This is a genomic window from Streptomyces cyanogenus (assembly GCF_017526105.1).
Lineage (GTDB): Bacteria > Actinomycetota > Actinomycetes > Streptomycetales > Streptomycetaceae > Streptomyces > Streptomyces cyanogenus.
The window spans coordinates 8,567,813-8,593,202 of sequence record NZ_CP071839.1 but is presented as its reverse complement, the minus strand read 5'-3'; the positions used below and the strand labels follow the sequence as shown (position 1 = coordinate 8,593,202).

Sequence of the window (25,390 nt, the reverse complement as noted above, 5' to 3'; positions counted from 1 at the left end):
GTGCGACTGCTTCCGGCGACTCGGCTGCCGCGGTCGCTTGCGCCACCACCTCCAGCGGGTAGCCGTACTGAACCCGATGACGGGCGAACCCGTCCTCGTCATCGACGAAAACGGCACCCGTCGCTCGTATCCGGCACACATCGAGATCCAGGTCGATCATGGTGACCTCTGCAGTGTTCGGCCACTCAGGCAGCGTGGTGACATCGCAGTAGACATCCAGGTCAGCAGGAGCCGTCTGGAAGAGCGCAGTCGACCAGGCATCGCGGGGAAAGAGCATGACCCGCGGCTCCTCAGTCTTGTAGACCGGCCCCACTCCGCCTTTGCTGTAGATCGTCCCGACCTGCGTAACCAGCCATACTCCGTGCCCGGCCCCACCAAGGACGGACCATCGAATGGTGCCGATGCAGACGGCCGTCGAACTTGCGCACGGAGACGAGAACCTCGGCGACGGTCATGATCAGGAGACTACTTGGCAGTCTCCCCGGTGAATCGGTCAGAGCACTACCATGCGCGGGCGGGGCTGTGCCGGTCCGCCGCCGGTAGAGCCCCGCATCTCGTGTTCTCGGTGCAACAGCGCCTGGCGGTTCACTGCTGCACGCCGTAGGAGACTTTGGCTCCCGCCTGCAACTGTTCACGGACCTTGATCACAGCGTCCCTGTCGCCGAGCGCGCGGCAAGGGCAGCTCCGTCATCAACAACAGCAGTCACCGCGCGCGTCTACCAGAAGGACAACTACTTCGGCCGGCACGTCCGCGTCGGACGAGAAGGCGGCACCATCAGCGACCTGCGGTCCTACCAGCTCAACGACACCACTCACAGCCTGCGCAACAGCGACACCCGGTGCGGCGCCTCGTAACCTCCTGGAGCGGGTCCCTCCGCCTCACGGCCGCCCGTCGGCAGGCCCTCGGGCTCAACCGCGAGTAGGGCGGCGTGGGTGCGCACCTGGACGGGCAGCGAGCCGACGGCGGCCATGCGGGCGGCCGGGTCGGCGTAATGGCCGGAGCGGTCGGCGAGTGCCTGCGCCAGCCAGCCGTCGTGCTTCGGGCGGCGGTAGTCGCCGCGCTGGACCAGGAGGTCGGGGGCGGCCTTGTCTCCCGGCCGGCTCTCCATGGTCCGGTCGAGTCTGCCGGCCCCGGCGAGCGCGGCGAGTTCGTCAGCGCGGGCGGCGGGCTGCTGTGGTGCCTACAGTCGCTACTGCTCGGCTTCTGCGGCTCCCCGGTCGGCGGCGAGCTCGTCCTGGAGGACGGCGTCGGCCGCCGGGTCGTAGACGCCGCCGGTGGTGGCGAGCAGCTGCGTGATGCGCTCCCACTCAGCGACTCCGGCCGCGTTTGTCTTCGGCCAGGCCCTCGCGGTCGCGGTCCATGTGCTGCTTAGCCGGGCGTCCTCGAGCGCGGCCGCGGCCTCGGTGGACGTCATCCCGGCGGCGCGCCGGCGGACCGCGCGGCGGCCGACCTTCGCCCGGTCGACCGGCTGGCGAGGCTCGGCCGCGCCGGGTGTGAGAACCTGCGGACGACAGGATCGGGGAACTGGGGGGCTCACACGAGCCTCCTGATCGTCGCTGGGTGACGGAATATCCGGCCGCCGCACGGTGGGCGCGGCGGCCGTAGACATGTGACCGAGCGCTTCAGTTGGCCGTTCTGAGTGTCACAGTTGGCCACGTCCTGTCCCTCAGCCAGAAGGAGTGTGCTTGGTGAACTCGATCGTGCAAGCGGGCGGAGTGGCAGGCGAGTGGCGGGATCGAGTGGCTGCCGTACGCCGCGAGCTCACCGAGCACGGGCCGCCGCGGAGTCCCGATGGCGCTCCGGACTTCGCCACCGTCACGCTGCCCGAGCGCGACTGTGATCAGGTACGTGACCTCCTGGTGGATGAGCGAGTCGGCACGGTCGTCGAGATCGGGCTCGCTTATGCCAGTTCGGCGCTGGCGATCGGTGAGGCGTTGCTGCGCACCGGTTCACGCAACCCGCGGCATGTGGTGATCGACCCGTTCCAGTACACGGCGTACGACGGTGTCGGGTGGGAGCTGCTGCGCAGCGCCGGCCTGGACGACATCGCCGAGCTGGTGAGCGAACCATCGCAGCGGTTCCTTGCCCGGTTGGCCGACGCGGGTTTCGCCGCGGATGCGGCGTTCGTCGACGGCAGCCACCACTTCCACAACGTGTTCGTCGACCTCCACTTCCTGGGCGAGATCGTCCGACCTGGCGGCGTCGTACTGCTCGACGATGTCTGGTGGCCATCCGTCGGCGCTGCCGTGGCGTACTTCGAGACCAATCTGGGGTGGCGTTCGATACCGGGCGCTCTGGCCGACGGGACCGCCGACCCGGCCAGCGGTCGGCCGCGGATCGGCGCCTACCGGCTGCCCGATCCGCGCCCGACGCCGGACTTCAAGGAGTTCCGACCATTCTGCTGATCCGGGTGGGCTCGCAAGGCCCGCCCGAACCGGGCTGCCGCGCGTCAGTCACGGCGATGGCACCGCGTTGAGCTGTGACCAGCACTTTCACCAGGGGTGCGGGAGGGCCGTCAGCGGTGACCCAGCACGTTGACCACCCGTCCGCTGGGGTCACGGACGAAGAACCGCCGCACTCCCCACTCCTCGTCCTGCAAGGGGTGAATGATCTCCGCGCCGCTCGCCCGCATGACCGCATAAGCCGCATCCACGTCGTCCACCTCGACACTCATGTCCGGGGCGACAGGCGCGGTCTTGTCACTGGTCATGACGCTGATCTGCGCTGCCGGGCTGGACGGGGACGCGAGCGTCATGATCCAACCGTGGTTCATGACCTCCTCGAAGCCCAGCAGGCCATAGAACTCCCGGCTCTCCTGCGCGGCCTCCGACTGGATGTTGGGCACGACACGACGAACGGCCATCGACGACTCCAAACGAGAACCAAGGTGTCTCTGTCTCCCCAGGAGTACTACGACACGCCCACCACCGGACGCACTTTCGATACACGCCCTAAAGGATGTTGCAGAAGGCCTGGTGGCGGGCATTTGCCTGTATGGGTGGGGTGTTGAGGGCCGAGCCGGTGTGGGTGGAGACGTTCACCGGGTTGCGCATGGGGCGGTTCGAGGAGCTGCTGCGCGTGGTGCGCGAGCGGGGCGGGAATGGCCCCGGTGGTGGGCGGCCGTGGTGTCTTCCGCTGGCCGAGCGGGTACTGCTGGTGGCCGTGTACTACCGCACGAACCTCACCTAGAGCGCGACGTCCGCGATCCGCGCCAAGGCTAGCTGGTAGGCAGTCTCCGCTGTTTCGGCCTCGGCGAAGCCGGGTCAGGCAAGGCACTGCCGCGCCAGTGCGGCTAATCCGTCGCTGCGTGCTGAGTCGCCCGTCTCCGGCGTGTGAAGGAGAGTCCACAGGTGCATGAGCACCGCGCCGAACACGCTGAGGGGCCCCTGCCCAGGCCCTTCCCGGAGGGTCCAGCGTGCTGCAATGGCACCACCCACGGAGGGGACCTGCTCGATCCAGCGCCACACGGGGTCCGCGGCGCGGCCGCAGGTTCAGGGACCGACGTACTCGTAGACCCCGCCGTAGGGGTGCCGCAGCACGGCGCGGTGGCCATTCGGTGTCGGGGACGTAGCAGCCATCACCTCGGCGCCTGCCGCCACCGCTTCCTTCACCGCTGCATCCAGGTCTGCGACCGCCAGGGTGGCCGCCACGCCGGCAACTCGCTGCGCGGCCTCGTCCGGGCCGCTGAACAGCAGGAAGGGGCCGACGCTTGCCAGAGTGACCCCGGCGAAGGCGAAACGGGATGCGGTGCTTCCGGTCAGTTTCTCGTAGAAGGGCACAGCCGCGTCCAGGTTCTCGACGCGCTGCCGCACGACCACTGATTCGATAGCCATGACCGACATCATCACACCATCGCATCGTCCGGCCTGACTTGGGTGTTGCCCGTGCTCGTGTACATCGACTCTGCGCCGCACGGGGTGCTGGTCGACGAGATGTCAACTGCCGGCGCGACCGGCGTACAAAAATCAATTCGCGGGAAGTGACCGTGCCGCCGCCGATGTGCTCTGCGGTCGGCGGAACGGGGAGTCCATGACTACGTACCACCGTGCGTTCACTGCTGCGGGCATGCTTGCCGCCAGTGCCGCACTCGCCCTCGGCGCGAGTCCGGCCGGCGCCACCAACTCATTCCTTCCCTACGGGCCCGGCTCCAGGACCACTACACCGTGCAGAAGCAGCCGGCACCAGGCGCCTGCCACTACCGGCGCGACCACGCCCAGCCGCTGCCCGACAGCCACTGTGCCCCCGGTGCGCTGAACCCGAAGGTCACCACCCGGACCCTCAAGGCCACCATCTGCAACCCACACGGGTACACCTCGAAAATCCGTCCCCCGACTTCGGTGACGGGTCGTCAGAAGGTCGCGAACGCCGCCTCGTAGGGCTACAAGACCGACAAGGCGAGCCTGCACGACGCCGAGTACGACCATCTGGTCTCACTACAGCTGGGCGGGACCCCAACGACCCGCGCAACCTCTGGGCGGAACCGCCGAGCCCCGGACACAGGCCGGCGCGCGAAGATCGCGGCGCAGGTCGACCGGGAGCTGCCCGGCCTGACCGACCGTCAGAGTCGCCGGGTCCTGGAGGACCGGCTGCGCGAGCAGGCCGCCATCGACGCGGAGAACCTCGCACGGCGGCGGGAGCAGGCTGCTGCCGAGCAGGCCCGCCGGGATGCCGCCCGTGCTGCTGAGCAGGAGCGGGTCGAGCGCGAGCGTGCGGCTGCGGCCGCCGCCGAGGCAGCCCGTCAGGCACTGCCGTGTCAGGTGTGCGGCCGGCGCGGGCTGCCGGACTGTCGGGCTGTCGGCTGTCGGGCTGACGGGCTGTGTGAGACGTCCCCGGCCTGGGCACCGGTGGCCTGGAGCGTCACCCAGGCCGGTGCGGCCTCGCACGTGAAATACCTCGCCGACATCATCGGCACTCCCTGCACCGTCTTCGACGGATGGACCGACGATCTCGACATCGACGGGATCCACGTCTTCGCCCGCTCCCTCTCCCCGGAGCAAGCCGGCACGGACAGACCTCTGACCCCGTGCCGGTGCCGGTTCCGCTGCCTGACCATCCTGCGGCCGGCAACCCATTGCCGCTCATGCCTGCAGCACAGCTGACTGACGATACTTACAGCCTCATATCTACCGAATGCCCTGTGCATCACATCATGCGCTGATACGCTGCCAAACCCGATGTGCGCTGGGCCGGAGGTCTTCGGTGTCGAATCTGCAGGACGATGTGGATGAGAAGATCATCGACGGTTTGACCAACTATGCGACGGCAATCAGTGATCTCGAAGCCGGGCAGGCCGGTGCACTCATGTATCAGCGAGTCAAACGTGAGCTCGCTCAGCTCGTACAACCAAGCGACTTGTGCAAACTCGCCTTCCCTTCCTTCATCATCAGGTCTGACTTGCGGGCGGAATGTTTCGCCGTGGTACTCACGGACCGCTTGGTGATCGCCTGGAAGACAGGCTTGTTCCGAAAGACCGTCTCAACTTTGACGATTCCCGTAGCCAGCATCACTTCGGTTCAGCTACGAACCGGCGCCGCGCCGGGCATGCGGGGTGCCGCGCTTCTGGACATCTCGGGATCGCCGAGTGCGACGATCACACTGCAGAAGGGCCGAACCGACGCGGCCGCCGCTGTAATCCGGACCGCGATTGAACCGATCGCTGACTGACGGTGCCCTGGAGACTCAATGCTCGAAGTGCGCCGTGCCGCACGTCTGCTCGATACAGCCCGCAACCTCCTTGCCTCCGTTGAACCGGATGACAGCCAGACGGTCGAAGCCGCCCGCGACCTGGCACGCGAAGCGTTAGACGTCCTATCGGGGACACACCGTCGCTCGGGACGGATGCTCGTTGCAGAGGCAACGGAACTCTCAGCGCTACTCGACCGGAGACAAGAGCTCGAACTCAGTATCGGGGGACTGATCGGCGCCGCTGCCGGCTACCTCGAACTACACCCCAGCCACGAGTCAAAGCGTGGTGCCGCCCGGGTGGCTAGAGCCCTCGCCGCCATATACGGGGGCATCGGGATGCGGCAGCGTGCTGCGCAATTCGCGCTCGAGTACCTCAAGACGCTCCCAGAGTCGGACCGTGATCTACTGGCCATCGCCTACACAGTCTGCGCACTTGCCGCTGCCGATGCTCCCGATCAGCTTGTGACCTTCGTACCCAAACACAACCCAGCAGATCTTCCTGAGCCCATCCGCAGCATGCTGGTCGTCCTTGCGCAGCGAACCGGTCATCGGCCTTGCTCGGCCGACGAACTGTTCGCTGCCGCTCGCATGTTGCGACATCTCCCGACTGACCTGGGAGCCCAGTGCGCATTGTTCGCGGCGAACGGGCTCCTCCGCCTAGGCCACCCCGCGCGCGCCGCCGAACTGCTGACTGAACTGTGCACTGCCTTCAGAGCCGATCCGATGACCGAAGCCCGTCTCATGCAGGCCAGTGGTATCGCCTCGGCGCGTGCGGGCAATCTTGACGTGGCTATGCGCGACCACCTCACGGTGTGGACCCGTTATGACGACCAGCGCTATCGCATGGGGTCGTCCACTCTCCGACGTGCTCTCAACGCGACGCTGCTGCGGAGCCGCAAGGACGCCCTCGCCTTCGCCGCCAAACAGGCGGACTGGCGACTGCTGCTCGAATTGATAGAGGCCTGTCGACTCCAGGCAACCTCGGACCTGACGGGATCGGCGGATGAGCTCGACCAAACACTCGCGACGGGGCTGTACAACACGCGCCCATCGACGGCGCTGCGGAAGATTGACCCCGAAACCCTGCCCGCGCCCTATCAGGACGCGGTCGGCGACCTGTTCGATTCGCGAGCCGACGTCACCGGGTACACCGATGTCTATGTCGGAGGTGTGTCAGCTCTCGCGGAGGCACGCGCCGCAGACGGTTTGTCTGAAGCTCGCTCCAGACTCGATGCGGAACAAGTGATGCGGCGTCACAGCCGGCCGCAAGACCTGTGGTGGTCGAGCTGGTGCGAAGACGGCCTGATCTACTGGGTGCTCTCCCGCGACAGCAGGCCGTTCACGGGCGGTGTGATCAACCTCCTGTCGGATGACGGTCTGTGCCAGGCGCTGAGCATCGCAAGCCTGCGGTACAAGATCACACCCTCGTGGCAGATGCCGCCGAGCGTCCGCGACTTCGACCTGACGGGGTACCTCGAGTTCGCCGATGCTTCCGAGGAGTTGGCCTTCACATCTGCGCTCACTCGTCTACTGCCTGCCGAAGTCCGTGAACACAACGTTCCAGGTCAACGGTTGCTGCTTTCTTGCGCAGCCGAACTGGCGCCCATCCCCTGGCCGATCCTGCCCGTGGACATGGCCACCAGTCCCGTCACGCGACTCATAGAACGCTTCGAACTGCGCTTCTTGCCGTCACTTGCCATCCTGGATCAGTTCGATGGGAGGGCCACCGCCGAACGGCGGGGCGAATTGCCGTTCTTGCTCGCCTGCGACTACTTTCCTACCGACGGGCCGGCTGATCCGCCACTTGCACGCCGGGCTCGCTCCGTTCTTACCGCGAAGGAACGGTGTGCCGAGACAGCCGGTTCGTTGGAGGCTCGGGCGACGAATGTCGTTCAGTTCATGCGCACGTGCACGCCCGGCACCGAAGGTGTGGTCTTCTTTCGCACGCACTACCACTGGGCGCCGAACGATCCAGGTTCCTCCGGCGTCGCTCTCGCCGACGGAGTGCTACCAAGCGGTCTGCTCGCCGCGCGTGATCAGCGGACCGGACACCCGCTACTCGGCCTCCCGAGCACCGTCGTGATGTCCTGCTGTTCCACGTCGGGCGGCCGTGAGCGAAACGGCGGCGAAAGCCTCGGATTCGCACCGTTGGCCATGCTCGCCGGAGCGCGCCGCTTGATCGTCACGTCCGTCAACATCGAGCACACATCCTTCACCTTGGCACTCGATGACATGCTGATCGACCTAGCCGTACAACCTGACGACCACTTCGCCGGATTGCGTGAGCTGCAACTACGTCTTCTTGAGGAATGGCGGCGCCACAGTCCCCCGGGCGCGTTACGGAACACCACACCCCTACCCAGTATCTGGGCTCATTTCCAAGCCTTTGGAGCGTGACATGGTCTACAGCCCCTTCGCAGTCGACGTCGTCCTACCGGAAGACCTCGCGGAACAGTTCGGTGACATCGCGACACGGCGTGCCCCGGTGCGCTCCACGATGGCGGCACTCTTCGCCGACGGGACGACCATCGCATCGACCGCGATCACCTTCCTCCAGGGCCCGCCCGCGGTTGCCTACTGGGTGGACCTCACGAAGAACTGGTTGCTGCGTAAACACGAAAGCGGTGTAGGCACGCTGAGAATGGAAGGCCCGGGTGGCACCGTGCACATCACCATCACCGAGCAAACCGACCTGGTCGAACTCGCGACGGCACTGCACACAGCACTCTTCCCTCCCGAGAGCACGCCTTCTCACGACCCGGATGACATCGCCCTCTGAGACGGCTGCGCGGTCCTCTCATCTCGGGATCTGATCCCGGTAGACGATGAGTCCGTCGCCGCCTCCGTCGTTGACGGCGGCCTTCGGCGGTCCGAGGATTTCCGCGGCGCGCGCTGGATCCTTGGGCAGGGGTGCTCGGCGCCCTCCTCCGTGTCGGGAGCGGTGATCGCGCCGTGCCACCGTTCGGGGTCGCTGCCGTAGGGGCGCCAGCCTTCGGACCCATGGGGCTCGAACACCCGGTATGCCCAATCCGTATAGGTAGGTGTCCATAACACCGATCGTGTCACCGTATCGCCCTGGGTGCGGCGCGACTGCGCTACCTGTCTCGGCGGGGGCACCGTCCGATCCAGCGGATCGCGTACAGATCGCGTACACAAGCAGTACCCTCGCCGGTGCGGGCGGAGGGCAGGTGCGTCTGCGTGTGTCTGCCATGGCACCGAGTGGATGAGGCGGCAAGGTGGTTTCAACGGGACCGGGGGACACACGTGCGGGCGGTGACCCGGTACCGTTCCGCCAGCACTTCGTGACACACATGGAGCGGGCCGCAGCCCGCAGCGGTGTGGACCTGCGCTGGCACTCGGAGCACTGGGTCGCGGAGTTGGAGGCGTACGGGAGAAGGTGCCATGTCGTCGGCTACAACTTCCCACTCAACGACGCCGCATCGGCGCTCCTGGCCACCGACAAGGCGGCCACCTCGACCTTGCTGTCCGACAACGGCGTCCCCCATGTGCCGCACCGCCTGTTGCGGTGGCGGCCACATGAGTCCGTTTCGGACATGGCGGCCCGGCTGCCGGTGCCCGTCGTCCTCAAGCCGCTGAGTTCGAGCGGCGGTCGTGATGTGTGCCGAGCGGAGACACCGGACCGTCTCCGGTCCGCTCTGCACGCTCTGACCGCACGCTACTCGGCGCTGACCGTCTCTCCTTGGATGCCCATCCGCCATGAGTACCGGGTGGTCGTGCTCAACGGGCGGACGGAACTCGTCTTCGAGAAACGCTGCGCGGGGCCACGGTTCGGAGCCGACCCTACCGACTGGGACGACGCAGTCGAGTGGCGGCACAACCTCAAACTCGGCGCGTCCGCGATCGTGCTGGACCACCCCGAGGTGTGCGGCCCGCTCGGCGGATTGGCGCGGCGGGCGATGGCCTGTCTGGGACTGGTCTTCGGCTCCGTCGACATCGTGGAGGTCGACGGGGAACTCGCTGTGATCGAGGTCAACAGCGGTGTATGTCTGGAGCGGTTCAGCAGACAGGACGCGGTTTGTCACGCGGCTGCGCAACGGGTGTACGAGACCGGCGTCAGGGCCTGTTTCCGCCCTCGGTGAACGCGGGGACGTCCGACGGCGCCCCCAATGGATACCGGGGTGCCCGACGCCGTACGACCCGGCCTGCCGCGGCGTGCGCGTGCCGTCCGCGTCACTCTTCTCCCACCAGGTTACGGATGACCGCGTGCCACCGCTCGGAGGCGTCACGCCCCCCGTCGTCCGCGGTTCGCGGCAGCGCCTGACGGGACGGATAACCGGCGTAGACACAGAGACGGTCGACGACGATGTAGGCCGGGGTGCGGTGGCGCCGCATGGACGCCCATGCGGCGTGCGTCGCCTCGATCAGCCTCCGGTCGCCCAGCCGTAAGCCGTGCACGAGAGCCGCTGTCCACTCACGCCATCCAGGCGACCCGGCGGAGGCCTCGACCACGGCAGCGGCCTCCGCGGCGACACGTGGGAACGCAGTGGCGTCGCCCGCGACGAGGAGCGCCTTGCACGCCAGGGCGGTCCGCAGGTCGAACCAGGAGGCATACCGTTCCGCCTCCCTCATCGGTGGGTCGGTGTCCCCCGGCGCCGTGCGTCGCAGCAGGGTCGCCCGCCACAGCAGCGCCACCTCGTTCTCCAGTGCGGCGCTGTGCCTGCCCTCCGCGCGCAGTCGGGCCGCGCGCTCACTCGGTCCGGCCAGCGAAGCGGTGATCTCACCACGGTCGTACGCCAGGTCACTGCGGAGCCGGCCCAGGGCGGTCGGGTCGTTCACCGGATGCTGTTCAAGATGGCGCACCAGGTCGTCGTAGCGGCTGAGCGAGCGGAGCGTCCGGGCGACCTGGTAGCGCAGTGTCTCCGAGTCCGGCGTCTCGGACAGCAGTGCCCGGAGGATACGCAGGGCGGTCTCCGGTTCTCCGGCGAGGCGGTACCCGAACGCGAGCCACCGCAGCGCCATGCGACGGATGTCGTCCGGCAGCGGGCGGCTGGTGAAGTCGTCCAGGTAGGCGATGCGCTGGCGCAGGCTCCGGTCGTGCCATGCCTCGAGGAAGCCGCACAGCATTCCGATCCAGGTGTTGTCGGACTGTGCGGGGAGCCGGTCGGCGAGCCCGCCCATGCCGGGCAGGTCGGTGATCGCCTCGAGCAGCCAGGGGGCCTGCAGGGTATGGGCCGCGCACAGTCCCACGCTCAGCTCGAGCAGGTAGACGCGCCGTTCCACATCGGTCGGTTCTTCAGCATTGCGCTCCCGGAGCACCTCCAGGAGCGCCGCGGCACACGTCGCCCGGTCGGCCGCGGACCACGCCCCGCCGGCGGACAGGGACTCTTCGGCTATCGCCGCGCGTACGGCATCGTGCAGCCGGTAGGGGAACACCAGGTGGGTATCGCGGGTGACCAGGGAGCGGGCGCAGAACCTCCGTGCGCTGCCGTCGAGCACGCCACTGGCGCGCGCCACCAGGCCTGGGTCGAAACGGGGTACGAGGGCCGCGGCGCGCGCTACGTCACGCTCCTGGTCGGGCAGGTCGGCTAAGAGCCGGGTGACGAGTTCCGGCAGCGGCCTTCCGAACGTCGCCTCGTCCGGCGAGGCGGTGCCCGCCTGCCGGGCGATGGACAACGACAGGTCGAGGTAGAGCGGCAGGCCGTGCGCGCCACGCCGGATACGGTCGATCACCTCCGGGCCGAGGACCGGGTTGCCGGCCGTGCCGGAGGCCGCCCTCAGATAGCGGTCGACGTCCGTGTCGGACAAGTCCCCGATGAGGTGCTGCTGCCCGTCCGGCGCGTCGAGCCGCAGTCCGGGCCATACCTGCGGACCGAATGCCGGCAGCAGGCCGTTGGCGGCCGACGCCCAGGTCAGGGTGGAGCGGGAGGTGACCACCCACAGGATGCCGGGGCTCAGGTGCACGATCCGGTTCAGCAGGCGCTCCTGGGCCTGCTCCTCGCTCTGGACGTACTCCACGGCATCGGCGAAGGCCACGACCAAGGGCCGCTCCGTGACCGGCAGCCGCTCGATTTCCCAGGAGAGCAGGCCCGCGAGAGTGGCGGCGACGTACGGCGTCGGGTTCAGCCGCGCCTGGTCGATCACCGCACCGAGGGGTGCGCAGTCACGCAGCGTCCGGTCCCGCAACCGCCGTGAGCTGACCGCGTCGACGAGCCGCATGCCCGTGCGTACGGTCAGCGGTCCCAGGCCCAGCCGGGCGCCGGCATCGCTCAGGATGTCGTTCAGGGTGTCGGTGATCTGGGCGCGCACGTCCGCCCCGCGCCCGCTGCGCAGATCGGGGAGCGGGACGCCCGGCGACGCGAACGACCACCAGGCGGCGAGACCCAGGTCGAACGCCGGGAATTTGTTCCCGAAGTCCGCCACCGCGGCACGCAGTCGTAACGCGATGTCGACCGCGTTGACGGCGGCACTGCCGTGGAAGTCGACCCTGACCGTCCTGACCGCCGGTTCGTACGACGGCGGCCGGCCCCATTCCCCGGGATCCGGTAATTCCCCGAGGACCCACTGCTCCAGTCGCCTCGACAGCTCCGTCTTGCCGATGCCGCCGATCCCGTAGAACACCAGGACGTTCCGCCGGGCGGGCCTGCCCAGCACAGCCGTGCCGTTCCGCACGCGGGCCGCGTGACGTGACAGCGCCTGCGTGAACACTCTGTTCTCCGCGCCGCGGTCGGTGAACAGATCGACGGCCGCGAAGTGCGGATCGAAGATCCGGTCGAAGTCGCCCATCCGTCTGCTCCGCTTCCCCCGGCACGCGGACGCCCTGTACGGCCACGGCTGAGAACTACCCGGCCGCATACCGGGCAACACCGCTCGGAGGCCCCCGTCACCACCGGCGAGGGCGTGACCCGATTGAGGGCCTGCATGGGGGCGCCGCTCCGCGTCCCGGCTCCGGCCCCGTGCCAGGACTCTGCCGGACGGGCTGGCCGGGTTGGGTAGGCGAGTCGAGGTGGGACGGACGGTTCCTGCGGACACTCGGGTGTGTGGGCCGGACGAGTCGCCAGAATCGCCGTTTCCGCTGATCACTCCCCCAACTCCCGAGCCATGTCGGCGTCCACCTGCGTAGCGGCGCCAATTCGATCCGGATGTCGACGGCTCGGACGTACGAGGTGACGATCACCTTGTTCGTGGAGTACCTGCTGGACCACCGGTACGGATGGGTGGACACCTGCCGGGAGAGGTTCGGGCAGGCACCTCAGGTCGTCTTCCACGAGGCCAACTCGGTGGTGCACACGCTGACCGCGGCGTCGCGCAGCGCGGTCAGCGTCCCCTTGCGTCCGTGTCCGCGGATCTGAGCCGGCCGGGCATCGGCCGCGTCGAACAGGGCCTGGACCTCGTCGTAGGTCAGCGGCCGGCGCCGGGACTCGCCCTCGTACTCGGTGGGCCACAGGCGACCTCGCGGTGGTGCTCCTAGTGCCGCGGCAGGCAACGTTCGCCCTGTTGGCGGCTGGTACGCCGTCAGGACAGACTGCTCTGTATGGAGTTGATCGGGCGGGGGCGGGACGCTGACGTGTATGCCCTGGACGAGTCCAGGGTGCTGCGGCGTTATCGGCAAGGAGGACCAACGGAGCTGGAAGCGCGGTTGATGACGCATCTGGCGGCCTGTGGGTATCCCGTGCCGAAGGTGTACGAGATCACCGATACCGACATGGTCCTGGAGCGGCTGACCGGGCCGACGATGCTGGATGTGCTGGCCCGGCGCCCGTGGCGGGTCGGATCCCTCGGCCGGACGTTGGGCGGCCTGCACGACCGGTTGCATGCGTTGCCGGCGCCGAAGTGGCTGCCCCAGCGGTTCGCGACGGCAGGTGACGACCGGGTGTTGCATCTGGACCTGCATCCGGGCAACGTGCTTCTGACCCGGCGGGGCCCCGTGGTGATCGACTGGCGCAACGCGGGCGCTGGTGATCCCGCTGTGGATGTGGCGATGACCACGGTGACCATCGGCTGCGCGGAGGTCCCCGGACTGGCCGCCCGCCTGGGGCGGAGTCTGCTGGTGAACAGCGTGCGCAAGGGCTGCCGGACCGATCCTGCGGGACGTATCCGGGAAGTGACCGAAGCCAAGCTGGCCGACCCATACCTTACGCCTGCGGAGGCGGCATGGCTGCGGCGTCGTGCCAGCGGCCGGACCGGGCAGCCGGGCTGCTGATCGGTGGCCGGGCGGGTGCGGGTTCGTGAGATCGATGTCGATGAGGGGCAGCGGCTGCTGCGGATCCTCCGCAGGGGCACCGGCTCGGTGGTGACCTGGCGGCGGGCGCAGATGGTCCTGCTGTCCGCACAGGGCATGCCCGTGGCGAAGATTGCCGAGGCTGAACCGCATCGAGGCCCAGTTCACTGCCCTGCGCTACTTCACGCTCGATGGCACTGACCACGCCAGCCACAAGGAGCAGGGCAGCATGATCCGCCGCTACATCATCTGGCGGAACAAGCACGCCGCCGCCGAACGGCTCCGCGAGATCGTGAACAGGGCGAACGTTGCCTGATGCGGCACTAGTCGGGGACGAGACCGGCACCGTCACCGTCCTGAGCATCGCGTACGCCGGCCCGGGCTGAGGACCGGCGCGGTCCCCCGCTGGAGTCCGCCGGGGCGCCCGTTCGTCATGCTGCAGTGTCTCGGGCCCGGGAGCCAGCGTCCAGCCGAAACCGTTCACTACAGGCCGACGATACCTGGCAGGTGCCCAACTATCACCGTCCACCGCATGACCAGCCTAGGCCCATTGAAAGATCACTAGAGCGACTCCCGAGACGTATACCTGAAGAGTTGTTTGTTCCAGCTGGTTTCGCTGAGGCGTATGCGCTCTACGCACTTCGAGCGACAGGTGCATCCCACCTCAGCCCGTTTCGCGATCGTCGGCGCGGTCACCGCATCGGTGAGGGCGCACAGAACTGCTGGGCCGTTATGACACCGCGGGCCGTCTGCAGTACACCGGCCGCACGACGACGCTCCCCCAGGCGGCCGCCCACAGCGTTGCGGTTCTCCTGGCCCCCTCCAGAGGCGCACACCCAGTGGACGGGCTGGACCTTCTCCGCCGGATGGGGCAGCCGGGAAGTCCTGGACGTCACCCTGGTACGGCCCGAGCTGGTCGTGGAAGTCGGCGTCGATGTCGCCCGCGACTGGATCGCCGATGACGAGTGCCTCGAGGTCGAGAGCCGTCGTCTAGCCAAGGCCGCCAAGGGCGATGTCGGGCTCGTTCGACGTTTCGACCGTGAGCTCAGCATGGGTGTACGTCGCCCAGTCGTCCAGTCTGTCCAACCTGTACGGGATGTCGTCGGGAGGAACGCCAGGCTCTATGGGTTCGCTCGTCAGCTCGACGGCCGGGCAGTCGTCCTGCATGAAGGTGCGCAGATCGCCCACGCATGCGTCTAGGCGCCTGACGTTCAGATCGTGCACCGCCTGGCCGACGATCTCCGTGAAGCCGTCCAGGACGAGCAGGGGCGTGGGATGTAGCAGGTACTTGCCGAACTTGACGGCGGCCTCGAGCGTGGCGTTTCCCTTGGCGGCGCTGGTGACCAGCTCGCTCGCCCAGCCCTCGGGGGAGGCCTCGGGGAGGATGAGTTTGCCGAGGGCGTCGAAGCCGTCGGCTGCAGCCCTCTCTCCGACATGGGGCACGACCACGGCGCCGTCCAGGTCCGTGACCGCGATGTCGCTGTCGGCCCAGTTGTAAGCGCGCAGGAGCACGGCCAGTTCACCGGCGGCCTTGACGAGCTTTTCCTGGGATGCTGCGTCACCGGGAACCGGGCCGGGCTGCAGGCCCAGCAGCTCCGCGGCCTGCCAGGACACCTCGCGCACTTTCTCCGCACGCTCGTGTTCAGAGCACTGGGCGTGAAGGACGGCGGCGGCCTTACGGGCCGCCCGCAGCAGCCCGTACGCGCGGCGTTCGCGTTCCTTCTGCGTCATAGGTGCGAATTCGACCGGTTTTTGTTCGCCGTTCGAGACCACTGCCGCCCCCCGTCATCTCCCGTGACCGTGAGAAGTCCGACGGTAGCCTCCCCGCCGCATCGGTGGGTGACCCCTGCGGCCGGCGAGACCAAAGACGCAGAAGCCCCCGAAAGATGCAGATATGCCGCAGCAATGAACGCCCCAGCGCGGGGGGGGTGGTGTCGCGGGTGGACCTCGACACCGCTCCGGAGGTCAGCCGCATCACGGCCGGGGAGCTGCCGCGGCCGATCAGGGCGGCGCCCTTCACGGGGCGCCGCTTGGTCGGGTGCACGGAAGGCCGGTAGGGGCAGGCCCGTTACGGGTCTGCCCCCACTGCTGGTTCGGGTGTGTGGTCAGTCGGTGTGGCCGGTGGTCCTGGGCAGGGCCTGGCCGAGGCGGTGGACGGTGGTGACGGTGTCGGTGCGGGTGCGGTTGCCGTTGGCGTCGATGCCGAAGTGGCCGCTTGCGCCGGCGACTGCGTTGTTGCGCAGGGCGTACAGCTCGTTCCGGACGGCGTAGCGGTTGGGCAGGTTGGTCGGTCCGTCGCCGTGGGCGGCGGCGTTGTGCAGGGCGGTTGCCGCGGTGAGGACGGCGTCGTGAGCGACGATGGCCCAGTAGCTGCTGGTGAGGTGTTGCGCGGGGAACTGCTGGTCGTGGTGGGGGGCGGTGAAGTTCTTCACGAACGCGTTGTACAGGCCGCGGTCGGGGTTGTCGGGGCCGCGGAACTGTGCGGCGTCGGGGAAGGACGCGTACAGGACGGTGATCGGTGCGTCGGCGTGGTGGAGTGCTTCGGTCTTGGGGTCGAGGGCTGCCGCGTCCGATCCGGTGACGACGGTGATGGGCTGGGCGTGGCAGCTGCGTTGCGCCAGCGCGTCGAGGAACTGCGGCAGGTACTTCACGCGGGCGGCGTAGTAGACGGTGTCGATGGTCTTGCTCGTGTTGCAGAAGTTCTGGCTGATGGTGGGCAGAATGGCACCGGGCCCGCCGCGCGGGTCGAAGGCGAAGTCGGAGTTGGCATCCAGGTGCTTCTTCAGGTCCGCGATGGTCCTGAAGCCGTGCTGGAGGGACTCGGTGTAGAGGTCGCGGGTACCGTTGGGGGTCACCTTGGTGCTGATCAGGGCGGCGGTGCGCCGGCCGGAGCCGAGTGTTTTGCTGATCGCGGTGAGCTGGTCGGTGTTGGACAGGGCGACCCGGGCCAGTCCGTTGATCGGTCCCTTGCCGTCGACGGCGCCGGTGGCGTCGAAGCCGTCCGCGGTGATCACGTCCCCGACCATGGGCAGGTCGGCCTTGCTCAGCTCGCGGGCGGCATCGACCGTTTCCTGCTGGGACAGTCCCAGCCCGGCCACCGCCACCAGGTGTTCCGCGTCCTTGCGGGCCTTCAGCTGGTCGACGGCCGTCTTCCATGCTCGTTCGGAGCTGCCCATCGACGCCACCAGCAGTCTGATCTTCGGCCTGCTGTCCTTTTTGTTCTCTTCCTCCACGGCCGTGTAGGCGCCCTCGAGTTCGGCCACGTACTGGCCCACGGTCAGCGCGTTGGCGTCCGTCGAGCTCAGCGGTGTGAGGAAGGCGAACGTCACGTAGTCACCGCCGTCGGTGACGTCGCTGTTCTCCGCGGCGATGGCCTCCATGACGGGCTTGAGGTCGTCGCCGAAGACGGCCGAGCCGTCGCTGCCGTCGGTGACGCCCGTGCACTCGCGGTCCTTCCCGGTCACCAGGTCCGGGTTGGACGTGCCACAGTGCCGGCTCTTGAAGTGGTCCACGTTCCCCTTGTGCACCTGCCAGGCCACGATGGCAGCGGCGACGAGAAGGAGCACGATGCCGGCTGCCAGGCCGGTGCGCAGCCCCCTGCGGCCACCGCCCAGCAGGCCCTGCCATCGCCTGCCGCGTCCGGCGGGCGCCACGGGCTGGTTGCTCAACGCCTCCCAGCACCTGAGCCACACCTTCTGGTCCGCCTCGCTCAGCCCGCAGGCCGGCAGGTACTTGACCACGAACTCCTGGGCGGGCAGCGCGTCCTTCGTCAGCACCGTGTAGATCGTGGTGCTCGGCAGCTCGCCCTTACTGGCCGCCGCGATGGCCTTGTAGCTCTTGCCCCCACGCAGTTGGTTCAGCGCGTCGCGGAACTGCTTCTGGTTGCGCACCCGCAGCGGGTCGGGCCCCTCGCCCTGCTTGCTCCGCGCGCCCGGCCAGCCTCCCGGCAGTTTCATCACGCACCCCCGGCCAAGCCGACGGCCGGGCGCTGTCCGCTCAGCCAGGGACCGATCTGCGAGGCGGCGGCTCCGGCCGCCGCGAGCAGCCCGATGACGTCGCAGGCGGGTTGCCCGCTGCACACGAGGATGATCACCACCAGCAGGATGACCGTGAAGACGGTGATCCGCTGCAGCGGCGCGAGGCTCGCGCCGCACTGCGCGTGGTCTGCGGACACCGCCTGCCGGCGGCGTCGGGACCGGTTGATGCGTACTGACACGGTTGTTTCCCCTCCCTGGGCGCGGCGAAGATCGCCGAAACGGCACCGCATCCCAGTTACCGGCTGTGATGCGGCTGTCACCCAGTCTCTGCCTTGGCTGCACCGGAGGAAAACCCTTCAGCTCAACCGGAATCATCCCGGACAATCACTGCTCGATTTCGGAATCCTTTTCCACTCGGAAAGCGCGACGTATGGAACCGTCCGGCGGATCATCCGCCAACGCCCGGACCGGTCGGCTGCATGCCGGCCCCAGCACACGCCTGGCCGACACCACCACACCAGCCCACGCGATCCTGACCTGGGCAATCGTCATTCCGAACGGTTCGGAACCCATCCCGAACACGAGAAGATCTTGCACAGCGGCCCACCCAATGATGAGCTGGACAAGCGGAACCCCGCCCTCGAAAAACGCCGTCCCTCTCCCTTCCTGGGCGCGGCGGTACAACACCGGGCGGAACAGGGGGCTCCTGTTACCGGCAGGAGCCCCTCACCACATCCCCTCGGCTCGGAAAGCCAACTATTCCGATCCCACTCGCACCGCATTCCGTAGAAACGGAAAGAAGAATCGGCAACCAGGCCCCCGGGACAAGCCCCAGACCAGAGCCCCGCCACGGCGGTGCGGCCCGGCGAGCAGGTCCAGATCGACTCCACCCGCCTGGACGTCCTCGCCCTCTTCGACGACGGCCGCCCGGCCCGACCCGAACTCACCATCACCGTCGACGTCACCACCCGCTCAATCCTCCCCCGCCGGCCACCGCACTTCCCCACCAGTAGCTGGCCGCGCTGGACGAGCGCCTGGCCGGTGCGGCGGCCCGGCCGGTCGTCCTGCCCGAGACGATCGTCGTCGACCGAGGCAGGCTTTTCGGGCAGGTCGCCGACCTGGTTTGAAGGCGAACCACCACCGGTGCGGCGGGCCGGTCTGGGGCAGCATGCGCAGCTCGTCGAAGACCTCGCCGGGTGGTCGACCTCCCACAGCGCGAGCTTGGTGGTGGCCTGGGGGGCGAAGGCGTGGGCGACCATCGAGCCGGTGTCCTCGCCGGCGATGCCGACCCGCTCGTGGCCGAGGTGGCGGACGAGCTCATAGACCTCTTCTCATCGTCTTCTTGTCGTAGCCGGCTGCGGGCTTGTCCGGGGTGCCATGCCGCGACAGTCCACAGCGATCACCTCGCATCGCTCGGCCGGCGCGGCCATGATCTTGTGGGACTGCGACCACATCTGCGGCCAGCCCGGCAGCAGCACCAGCGGCTCGCCCCGGCCTCCTGTCATGTAGTGCAGGCGGGTTCCATTCACCCAGGCGTAGGGGTGTTCGGATCCGTCAGGCGTCGACTCGGTGCCGGGCCGCCCCGGGGAGGATCGGGCGGCCCGGCGATGTTGCGGGGGCTACACCTCGTCCAGGTCGGAGATGACTTCCTTGGAGGTAATCGGGCACCACCGTCGTCGCGGCCGCCGCCGGTACGGGCGTGACCAGCGCGGCGATCCACCAGCGGCGCGGCCGGAAGAGGAGTCCGCCAAGGCCATGGACGTCACGCGGGGAGCTGCCCGACATTCCACCTCAGAGCCGGAGTTGGCCGGTTGCCGCAGCCGGGTGGCCGTGACGACCGCGCCGCTCGGGCCCGGAAGGAGGCCTGCACCGTGCCTGTAGGCGGCACGCACCGCCCCCGCGCGAGAACCAGCGTCCCACCCAGCTCGCTGCGCAGCGCAAACAGGCCAGCTCAGCGCACATGCCCTCCATCGCCGGCGCCTACGCTTGGGTACCACTCTCCCGCGCTCCAGGCATACCGCCCGGTACAGCTGCACACCAGCAGGCCACAAGCCAAGACCGGTCAGCACACTCGACACTTACGCCACAGGCCCCCCCGAGGCGAAGGATGTCGCCCGCCGGCGCTACCGGAGCCGGACCAGGGCACCCTCTTGTGACGCACCGGGGGTGCCGGGACAACGGTGTGCCCGCCCGGCTGCCCCCTCTCGGCGTCCCGGCCAGGACCGGTGGTGTACGCGGCTGGCGGACCCTCGATCCGGCTCGCGTACGAGTGTCCGCGACGCCGCTGCGTTCGGCAGTGAGCCGGCCCGAGCCGCGCTGCAGCCGCAGCGTCCCGGAACGGTGATCGACAGGGAGTCGTCCATGAGCGATGCCGCCGTCCCGGTGACCCTCGACTGGGTCCGATAATGATGTTGTGATCAACAGACAGCTGCGCGTGGTACTGGCCGAGGACTCCGTCGTTCTCCGGGACGGGATGGTCGAGTTGCTCGCCGCCCGCGGATGCGAGGTGGTGGCCACCGCGGGGACGGCGCCCGAGCTGCTCGCCGCGGTGGTCCGGCACCGGCCCCAGGTGGCCGTGGTGGACATCCGGATGCCGCCCACACACACCGACGAGGGCATCCACGCCGCCGTTGAGATCCGGCAGAAGGTGCCCGAGGTCGGCATCCTGGTCTTCTCGCAGCACGTGGAGGCCACCTGGGCGTCCAGGCTGCTGGCGGACGGCGCGTCGGGCATCGGATATCTGCTGAAGGAACGCGTCGCCCGCACCTCCGAGTTCGTGGACGCGTTGCACCGGGTCGCCGACGGAGGTACCGCACTCGACCCGGAGGTGGTCAACCAGCTGATGCGTACTGGTCAGCGCAGCCGAGTGGACTCTCTGACGCCGCGGGAACGCAAAGTGTTGGAGCTGATGGCGCAGGGCCACTCCAACCGTTCCATCGCCGCGCTGCTGGTGGTGTCCGAGCGGGCGGTGGAGAAACACGTCGCCGCCGTCTTCACCAAGTTCGGCCTCCGGGCGACGGACGCCGACAACCGGCGGGTGAAGGCCGTCCTGACCTACCTTGCCGAGAACGGGAGTTGAGGTCTGTCACAGCCGTGTCGGCAACTCGGCGGTGACAACGGTGGGCCCACCGCGCGGGCTGTCCACCCGCAGGACACCGTCCACCGCCGCGAGCCGCTCGGCCAGACCGGCCAAGCCCGTGCCGGCGCCCACGGCCGCGCCGCCGCGGCCGTCGTCCCGGACGACCAGCCGAACCCGGCCCCCGGTCACGCTCGCCACGAGTTCGGCCGAGCGGGCATCGCTGTGCTTCGCGACATTGGTGAGCAGCTCGGCGGCACAGAAGTAGACCGCTCTCTCGATCACTGGTTCCAGTCGTTCCCGCAGGTCCAGACGGACCGTGACGGGTACCGGCGATGTGGCGGTGAGCCCCGGCAGCGCCTCGCCCAGGCCGCCGTCGAGCGCCGCCGGATGAATGCCCCGGGTCAGCCGCCGTAGTTCGGCGATGGTGTCGTCGGTCTGGCCGCGGGCTCGGTTCACCAGGGTGCGCAGGCGCCCGAGGTCCGGGCCGGAGCCGGAGCCCGCAGCGAGCGCGTCGTCGGCGAGCGAGAGCGTGATGGCCAGGGCGACCAGCCGGGCCTGGGTGCCGTCGTGCAGATCACGCTCCAGGCGGCGCAGCTGGTCGGTGTTCTCCGCGAGGAGGGTGGCACGGGCGGTCTCCAGTTCCCGGACTCGCCGCTGGGCACCCGCCGGACCGAGCAGCAGCCGGGCGAGCCGCCGGTTGGCTCCGCTCGAGGCCCGGATCGCGCCGGGCACCGCGGACAGCAAAGCCAGCCCCAGCACGCTGGAGCCGGCATCCAGCCAGCTGAACGACCGTGAGGCCGGCTGCAGCAGCCGGACCCACAGCGGAAAGCCGATCAGCCAGCCGCAGCCGAGGGGAAGCACCACCGCGGCGCCGAACCCGAGGACGCCGAGTGGCAACCGCAGCACGAGATAGAGCAAGGTCCGCCAGGCGACCGGGTCGGTCAGCACGACGCGGCCGCGGGCGACGAGGCCCGCCGGGCGGTACAGCCCAGCAGGTGCCTCCACACGCTCGTCGAGCAACCGGCCGACCAGCCGCCGGTGCAGCGTGCCGAAGCCGCGCGCGCCCAGCAGCGCGACGACCACGAACGGCAGACCGAGCACGGTGAGCGAGAGCAGCGCCCCCGCGTACAGCACGGCGAGGGCGTAACCGGCGCCGAGCAGCGCGAGCGGCAGCCCGAAGGCGGCGAACAGCCATTCACCGCCCCGGACCGAGCGGTATCGTCGTCGCTCGGCCATCCCCGGTCCCGGCGCCTTGGCCGGCCCATCCCCAGCGGGCGGCGGCGCGGAGCCGTCGGGCTGACCGCACGCCACGGCGCGAGGTCCCGTGCGGGCGGGCGTCTGCGCGTGGATCGCACCACCGGCCGCCGGTTGGCCGGTGCCTTCAGTCACGGCCGCCGCCCACCAGCTCCGCAGCCGGTCCACGGACCGCCCTCAGGCCCGTGGCCAGGATGCCCGGGACGGTCAGCACCCCCGCGCCGACGACGATCCACCAGCAGGTGGCCACCGGCACCGCGGGCATCGCCGAACCGGTCACCGCCACGCTGAACGCCGCCGACGCGGCGCCCGCGACCGCCGCACCGAGCAGGACCCCCAGCGCCGCGGTCAGCACCGCCTCCGCGGTCAACATGCGCAGCAACTGCACCCGTGTCGCGCCCACCAGCCGCAGCAGCGCGAACTCACGGCGGCGCTCGGCGGTCACGGCGACCAGGGTGTTGACGGTGGAGACCGCGGCGAAGCAGACCAGCATCGCCAGCTCGGCCTGGCGCAGCCAGACGTCCGTGTCGGACGTGACGCTCGTCGCCGTCATGCTCGCGGCGCGCTCGGAGGTACTTGTCATGATCAACATGGTCCCCGACAGGCCCACGAGCAGAGCCACCGGCACCACCGCGGACGACAGCCGCCGAGCGTACCCGCGCAGGTTGGCGTCGGCCAGCCATCCCGCACAGGGTGCCACCGCACGTACCGGCACGCCCAGCACGGCCGCCAGGGCACGGGCCGCCGGCGGTCCCAACAGGGCGACCGCGATCAGCAGCACCAGCGAGCCGAGCAACGCCGCCTGCCCCGCCTGGTCCGGCTGATCCGGAGGCTGCGTCGCGGACAGCCGCAGCAGCAGGCCACCGCCCACCAGTGCGCCGGTTCCGGCGAGCAGGCGGGGGGCGCCCCCGCGCGCGTGCTCGGTCGAACTCGCGGTGAGGGCGGCCGCGGGTGCGATCCGGGAGATCCTGCGGGCCGCGACGGACGAGGCCGTCAGGCCGACGGCGAGCACGGCGGCCAGTGCGACCAGCATCGGTACCGGTGTCCCCGGCACCCGCACGCCGGGCGCCGCCATCCCCCGCCCCTGCAGCTCGGTGAGGAAATGACGGGCCGCCACCGCGCCCACGACCCAGCCTGGCCCCGCCACCAGCAAGGCGGTCGCGACCACCTGCCCGCGCACCAGCCGCCGCGTCTGACGGGGCGTCGCCGCGATGGTGCGCAGCAGGGCCAGCTCGCGGTGCTGCTGCCGCAGAGCGAAGCCCAGGGCGTTGACTACGACGAAGAACGCGACCAGCACCGCGATCTCACCGAAGGCGCCGGCGATCACCAGGAGCCCGGGCCCGGCGGCGGCGTCACGGGCAGCATCGGGGGCGGTGACGTCGGCGGCGAACAGCGAGCCGAACAGTGTGACGGTGGCCACGGCGAGGAAGAGCGCGACTGCCAGCCCGACGAAGGCGGCCGGACGTCGGCGCATCTGCCCGAGAGCGATCACGATCACCGTGCTCCCCCACCCAGCCGGCTCAGACGTTCGACGACCCGGGCAGTGGTGGGCCGGTCGAACTCGTCCACCACCACACCGTCGGCGAGCAGCAGGACCCGGTCCGCATACCCGGCGGCGACCGGATCGTGGGTCACCATCACGCACGTCCCGCCATCCCGGTCCACGCCGGAGCGCAGCAGGGCGAGGACCTCGTGGCCGGTGGCCCGGTCCAGCGCGCCGGTCGGCTCGTCGGCGAAGAGCACCTGCGGGCGGGAGACCAACGCCCTGGCTATCGCCACCCTTTGCTGTTGGCCGCCGGAGAGCTGCCCCGGCCGGTGACGCTCACGTCCCGCCAGTCCCACCCGGGCGAGCGCGTCCAGCACCTGTCCACGGTCGGGCCGCTTCCCGGCCAGCCGGCCGGGAAGCTCGACGTTCTGTGCCACCGTCATCGCCGGCATGAGGTTGAACGCCTGGAACACGAACCCGACCCGGCTGCGCCGCAGTTGGGCCAGACGCCGCTCGGGGAGCCGGGACACCTCGGCATCGCCCCACCAGACCGAGCCCCGAGTGGGCCGGTCCATCCCGGCGAGGCAGTGCAGCAAGGTGGTCTTGCCGGAGCCAGACGGTCCCATCACCGCCGTGAACGTCCCAGGCACGAAGGCCACCGACACCCCGCGCAACGCCCGCACGGCGGCAGTGCCGCGTCCGTACTGCCGGTGCAGGTCTTCCACCCGGGCGGCGGTCCCCGTCCCGATATCCGTCGTCATCTCGGTCATGGCCCCATCCTGGGCGGACGGTGCCCGGCGATCGATCGTGCCCGCCCCCGAATCGGAAGTTCGGAAAACCGAACCCCGACCGCGGGCAACCACAGGCAGAGCCGCTCCGGCCGCCCGGCGGACGAACCCAGCGCAGCCCCGGCCCTGCCGACAGGCGAACCAACCCCCGGCCGCTGGCAGGGCCGGCCGAACGGACGCCAGCCCTGGTCCGGCATGACGGTGGGCCTGTCGGCCCGGGTGCGCACGTGGGGCGCCTCCTCGACGGACTGACTTCACGGGGGCAGTGGCTGGTCATCATGTGCGCCGAACACGGGGACGCCTACGGAGACGACGGCTATCACGGCCGCGGCATCGCGCACCCCGCCGTGTTCAACGTGCCGTTCGCCTCCTGGGTGCACCGCTGACCGCTAGGTTCGCTCCGTATGAGCGATGGAGCACTGCGCGACGCCTCCGTGATCGTGGCCCGTGACGCGAACGAGCTGGTCGCCCTGTTGAGCGCCGACTTTCCCGCACACGGAGGCGAGTACCTGTTCCTGCCCGGCGGCCGCCGCGAAGGCGGGGAGAGCCCGCTGGCATGCGCTCGCCGGGAACCGCGTGAAGAGGCCGGTGTCACCGCCCTTCAGTGGCGGCCACTGGGCTCCCACGCAATCACCCCAGGCTCTCAGGCGCGCGTCCATCTCTACGAGGCCTGCGGCCTGACGCTCGGCCCCCAGCAGCTCACAGAGTTTGAGCAGGACTACGAGCTGATGTGGTGGCCGATGGCCGAGGCACTGCGGGCCGTGGAGGACGGCCGGTTCCTCCTCCCCGCCGGTCCGCTGGCCCTGCTCATGGCAGCACACAGCCCAGTCGACGCCTGACGGCACCAGGGGCCCCGCCCATCCGTTCCCCCCGTGGCGGATGGGCGGGGCTTTGCCGTCTCCTAAGAGGTCATCTCGATAGGCGGGTGGCTCGTCGAAGCG

23 protein-coding genes and 4 pseudogenes are annotated in these 25,390 nt (G+C 69.3%); 14 read left to right on the top strand and 13 right to left on the bottom strand.

What is annotated here, in order from left to right:
* Positions 1-76: 76 nt before the first annotated feature.
* The 3 genes and pseudogenes from S1361_RS39735 to S1361_RS37945 form a co-directional block, all read right to left on the bottom strand.
* A pseudogene (locus tag S1361_RS39735) lies at positions 77-277 on the bottom strand (DUF402 domain-containing protein); the annotation flags it as partial.
* Positions 278-812: 535 nt separating this feature from the next.
* Entirely contained in the window at positions 813-1,109 is a 297-nt protein-coding gene (locus S1361_RS37950; protein ID WP_208036330.1) for a hypothetical protein, read from the bottom strand.
* A gap of 81 nt (positions 1,110-1,190) precedes the next feature.
* On the bottom strand, positions 1,191-1,415 hold the full coding sequence (locus tag S1361_RS37945; protein WP_208036329.1) for a hypothetical protein: 225 nt from the start codon (positions 1,413-1,415) through the stop codon (positions 1,191-1,193).
* 274 nt (positions 1,416-1,689) lie between these two features.
* Here S1361_RS37945 and S1361_RS37940 point away from each other — a divergent pair, with 274 nt between their 5' ends.
* Complete coding sequence (locus tag S1361_RS37940; protein WP_243769464.1) at positions 1,690-2,406, top strand: class I SAM-dependent methyltransferase; 717 nt, start codon at positions 1,690-1,692, stop codon at positions 2,404-2,406.
* 110 nt (positions 2,407-2,516) lie between these two features.
* On the opposite strand, the gene S1361_RS37935 is transcribed toward S1361_RS37940, so the two are convergent.
* On the bottom strand, positions 2,517-2,864 hold the full coding sequence (locus S1361_RS37935; RefSeq protein ID WP_208036328.1) for a VOC family protein: 348 nt from the start codon (positions 2,862-2,864) through the stop codon (positions 2,517-2,519).
* 131 nt (positions 2,865-2,995) lie between these two features.
* Here S1361_RS37935 and S1361_RS37930 point away from each other — a divergent pair.
* A pseudogene (locus S1361_RS37930) lies at positions 2,996-3,187 on the top strand (IS5/IS1182 family transposase); the annotation flags it as partial.
* Between the two features lie 305 nt (positions 3,188-3,492).
* Here S1361_RS37930 and S1361_RS37925 read toward each other — a convergent pair.
* On the bottom strand, positions 3,493-3,834 hold the full coding sequence (locus tag S1361_RS37925; RefSeq protein WP_208036327.1) for a VOC family protein: 342 nt from the start codon (positions 3,832-3,834) through the stop codon (positions 3,493-3,495).
* A gap of 330 nt (positions 3,835-4,164) precedes the next feature.
* Between S1361_RS37925 and S1361_RS40115 the strand changes: the two genes are divergently transcribed.
* The 6 genes from S1361_RS40115 (at position 4,165) to S1361_RS37895 (ending at position 9,786) form a co-directional block, all read left to right on the top strand.
* Positions 4,165-4,377 carry a hypothetical protein gene (locus tag S1361_RS40115; RefSeq protein ID WP_341829364.1) on the top strand — a complete coding sequence of 71 codons (213 nt, stop codon included), beginning with the start codon at positions 4,165-4,167 and terminating at the stop codon, positions 4,375-4,377.
* Positions 4,378-4,845: 468 nt separating this feature from the next.
* Positions 4,846-5,100: a hypothetical protein gene (locus tag S1361_RS37915; RefSeq protein WP_208036326.1), complete on the top strand. Its 255-nt coding sequence runs from the start codon at positions 4,846-4,848 to the stop codon at positions 5,098-5,100.
* A gap of 100 nt (positions 5,101-5,200) precedes the next feature.
* Positions 5,201-5,665 carry a hypothetical protein gene (locus S1361_RS37910; protein WP_208036325.1) on the top strand — a complete coding sequence of 155 codons (465 nt, stop codon included), beginning with the start codon at positions 5,201-5,203 and terminating at the stop codon, positions 5,663-5,665.
* Positions 5,666-5,683: 18 nt separating this feature from the next.
* Positions 5,684-8,083: a CHAT domain-containing protein gene (locus S1361_RS37905; protein WP_208036324.1), complete on the top strand. Its 2,400-nt coding sequence runs from the start codon at positions 5,684-5,686 to the stop codon at positions 8,081-8,083.
* Position 8,084: 1 nt separating this feature from the next.
* The gene (locus tag S1361_RS37900) at positions 8,085-8,465 is read left to right on the top strand and encodes a hypothetical protein (RefSeq protein ID WP_208036323.1); all 381 of its coding nucleotides are present in this window, start codon (positions 8,085-8,087) and stop codon (positions 8,463-8,465) included.
* A gap of 532 nt (positions 8,466-8,997) precedes the next feature.
* Positions 8,998-9,786: an ATP-grasp domain-containing protein gene (locus tag S1361_RS37895; protein ID WP_243769586.1), complete on the top strand. Its 789-nt coding sequence runs from the start codon at positions 8,998-9,000 to the stop codon at positions 9,784-9,786.
* A gap of 91 nt (positions 9,787-9,877) precedes the next feature.
* Here the strand turns inward: S1361_RS37895 and S1361_RS37890 are convergent, their stop codons facing one another.
* Complete coding sequence (locus S1361_RS37890; RefSeq protein WP_208036321.1) at positions 9,878-12,430, bottom strand: tetratricopeptide repeat protein; 2,553 nt, start codon at positions 12,428-12,430, stop codon at positions 9,878-9,880.
* A 380-nt stretch (positions 12,431-12,810) separates the two neighbouring features.
* Here S1361_RS37890 and S1361_RS37885 point away from each other — a divergent pair, with 380 nt between their 5' ends.
* A complete protein-coding gene (locus tag S1361_RS37885) occupies positions 12,811-12,996 on the top strand; it encodes a hypothetical protein (protein WP_243769589.1) in 186 nt (61 codons plus the stop codon).
* Here S1361_RS37885 and S1361_RS39730 read toward each other — a convergent pair.
* Positions 12,939-13,091, bottom strand: a pseudogene (locus tag S1361_RS39730) (tyrosine-type recombinase/integrase); the annotation flags it as partial. The gene S1361_RS37885 and the pseudogene S1361_RS39730 sit on opposite strands and share 58 nt — an antisense overlap.
* 87 nt (positions 13,092-13,178) lie before the next feature.
* Between S1361_RS39730 and S1361_RS37880 the strand changes: the two are divergent.
* On the top strand, positions 13,179-13,847 hold the full coding sequence (locus tag S1361_RS37880) for a phosphotransferase (RefSeq protein ID WP_208036320.1): 669 nt from the start codon (positions 13,179-13,181) through the stop codon (positions 13,845-13,847).
* A 160-nt stretch (positions 13,848-14,007) separates the two neighbouring features.
* A pseudogene (locus S1361_RS37875) lies at positions 14,008-14,181 on the top strand (transposase); the annotation flags it as partial.
* A 674-nt stretch (positions 14,182-14,855) separates the two neighbouring features.
* Here S1361_RS37875 and S1361_RS37870 read toward each other — a convergent pair.
* From S1361_RS37870 to S1361_RS37860, 3 genes are all read right to left on the bottom strand, one after another.
* Complete coding sequence (locus tag S1361_RS37870) at positions 14,856-15,596, bottom strand: hypothetical protein (RefSeq protein WP_208036319.1); 741 nt, start codon at positions 15,594-15,596, stop codon at positions 14,856-14,858.
* 374 nt (positions 15,597-15,970) lie between these two features.
* Positions 15,971-17,821: a hypothetical protein gene (locus S1361_RS37865; protein ID WP_208036318.1), complete on the bottom strand. Its 1,851-nt coding sequence runs from the start codon at positions 17,819-17,821 to the stop codon at positions 15,971-15,973.
* Complete coding sequence (locus S1361_RS37860) at positions 17,821-18,081, bottom strand: hypothetical protein (RefSeq protein WP_243769462.1); 261 nt, start codon at positions 18,079-18,081, stop codon at positions 17,821-17,823. Before S1361_RS37860 ends, S1361_RS37865 begins: the two co-directional genes overlap by 1 nt.
* Positions 18,082-20,255: 2,174 nt before the next feature.
* On the opposite strand from S1361_RS37860, the gene S1361_RS37855 reads away from it, so the two are divergent.
* Positions 20,256-20,921: a response regulator transcription factor gene (locus S1361_RS37855; RefSeq protein ID WP_208036316.1), complete on the top strand. Its 666-nt coding sequence runs from the start codon at positions 20,256-20,258 to the stop codon at positions 20,919-20,921.
* 6 nt (positions 20,922-20,927) lie between these two features.
* On the opposite strand, the gene S1361_RS37850 is transcribed toward S1361_RS37855, so the two are convergent.
* The 3 genes from S1361_RS37850 to S1361_RS37840 form a co-directional block, all read right to left on the bottom strand.
* Positions 20,928-22,157, bottom strand: coding sequence for a sensor histidine kinase (locus S1361_RS37850; protein WP_208036315.1), 1,230 nt, complete (start codon positions 22,155-22,157; stop codon positions 20,928-20,930).
* Between the two features lie 145 nt (positions 22,158-22,302).
* Positions 22,303-23,673: an FtsX-like permease family protein gene (locus S1361_RS37845; protein ID WP_208036314.1), complete on the bottom strand. Its 1,371-nt coding sequence runs from the start codon at positions 23,671-23,673 to the stop codon at positions 22,303-22,305.
* Positions 23,670-24,431 carry an ABC transporter ATP-binding protein gene (locus S1361_RS37840; RefSeq protein ID WP_208036313.1) on the bottom strand — a complete coding sequence of 254 codons (762 nt, stop codon included), beginning with the start codon at positions 24,429-24,431 and terminating at the stop codon, positions 23,670-23,672. The genes S1361_RS37845 and S1361_RS37840 overlap by 4 nt, the downstream gene beginning before the upstream one ends.
* Before the next feature lie 245 nt (positions 24,432-24,676).
* Here S1361_RS37840 and S1361_RS37835 point away from each other — a divergent pair, with 245 nt between their 5' ends.
* A complete protein-coding gene (locus S1361_RS37835; RefSeq protein WP_243769461.1) occupies positions 24,677-24,835 on the top strand; it encodes a hypothetical protein in 159 nt (52 codons plus the stop codon).
* 18 nt (positions 24,836-24,853) lie between these two features.
* Entirely contained in the window at positions 24,854-25,288 is a 435-nt protein-coding gene (locus S1361_RS37830) for an NUDIX domain-containing protein (protein ID WP_208036312.1), read from the top strand.
* The last annotated feature ends 102 nt before the right edge of the window (positions 25,289-25,390 follow it).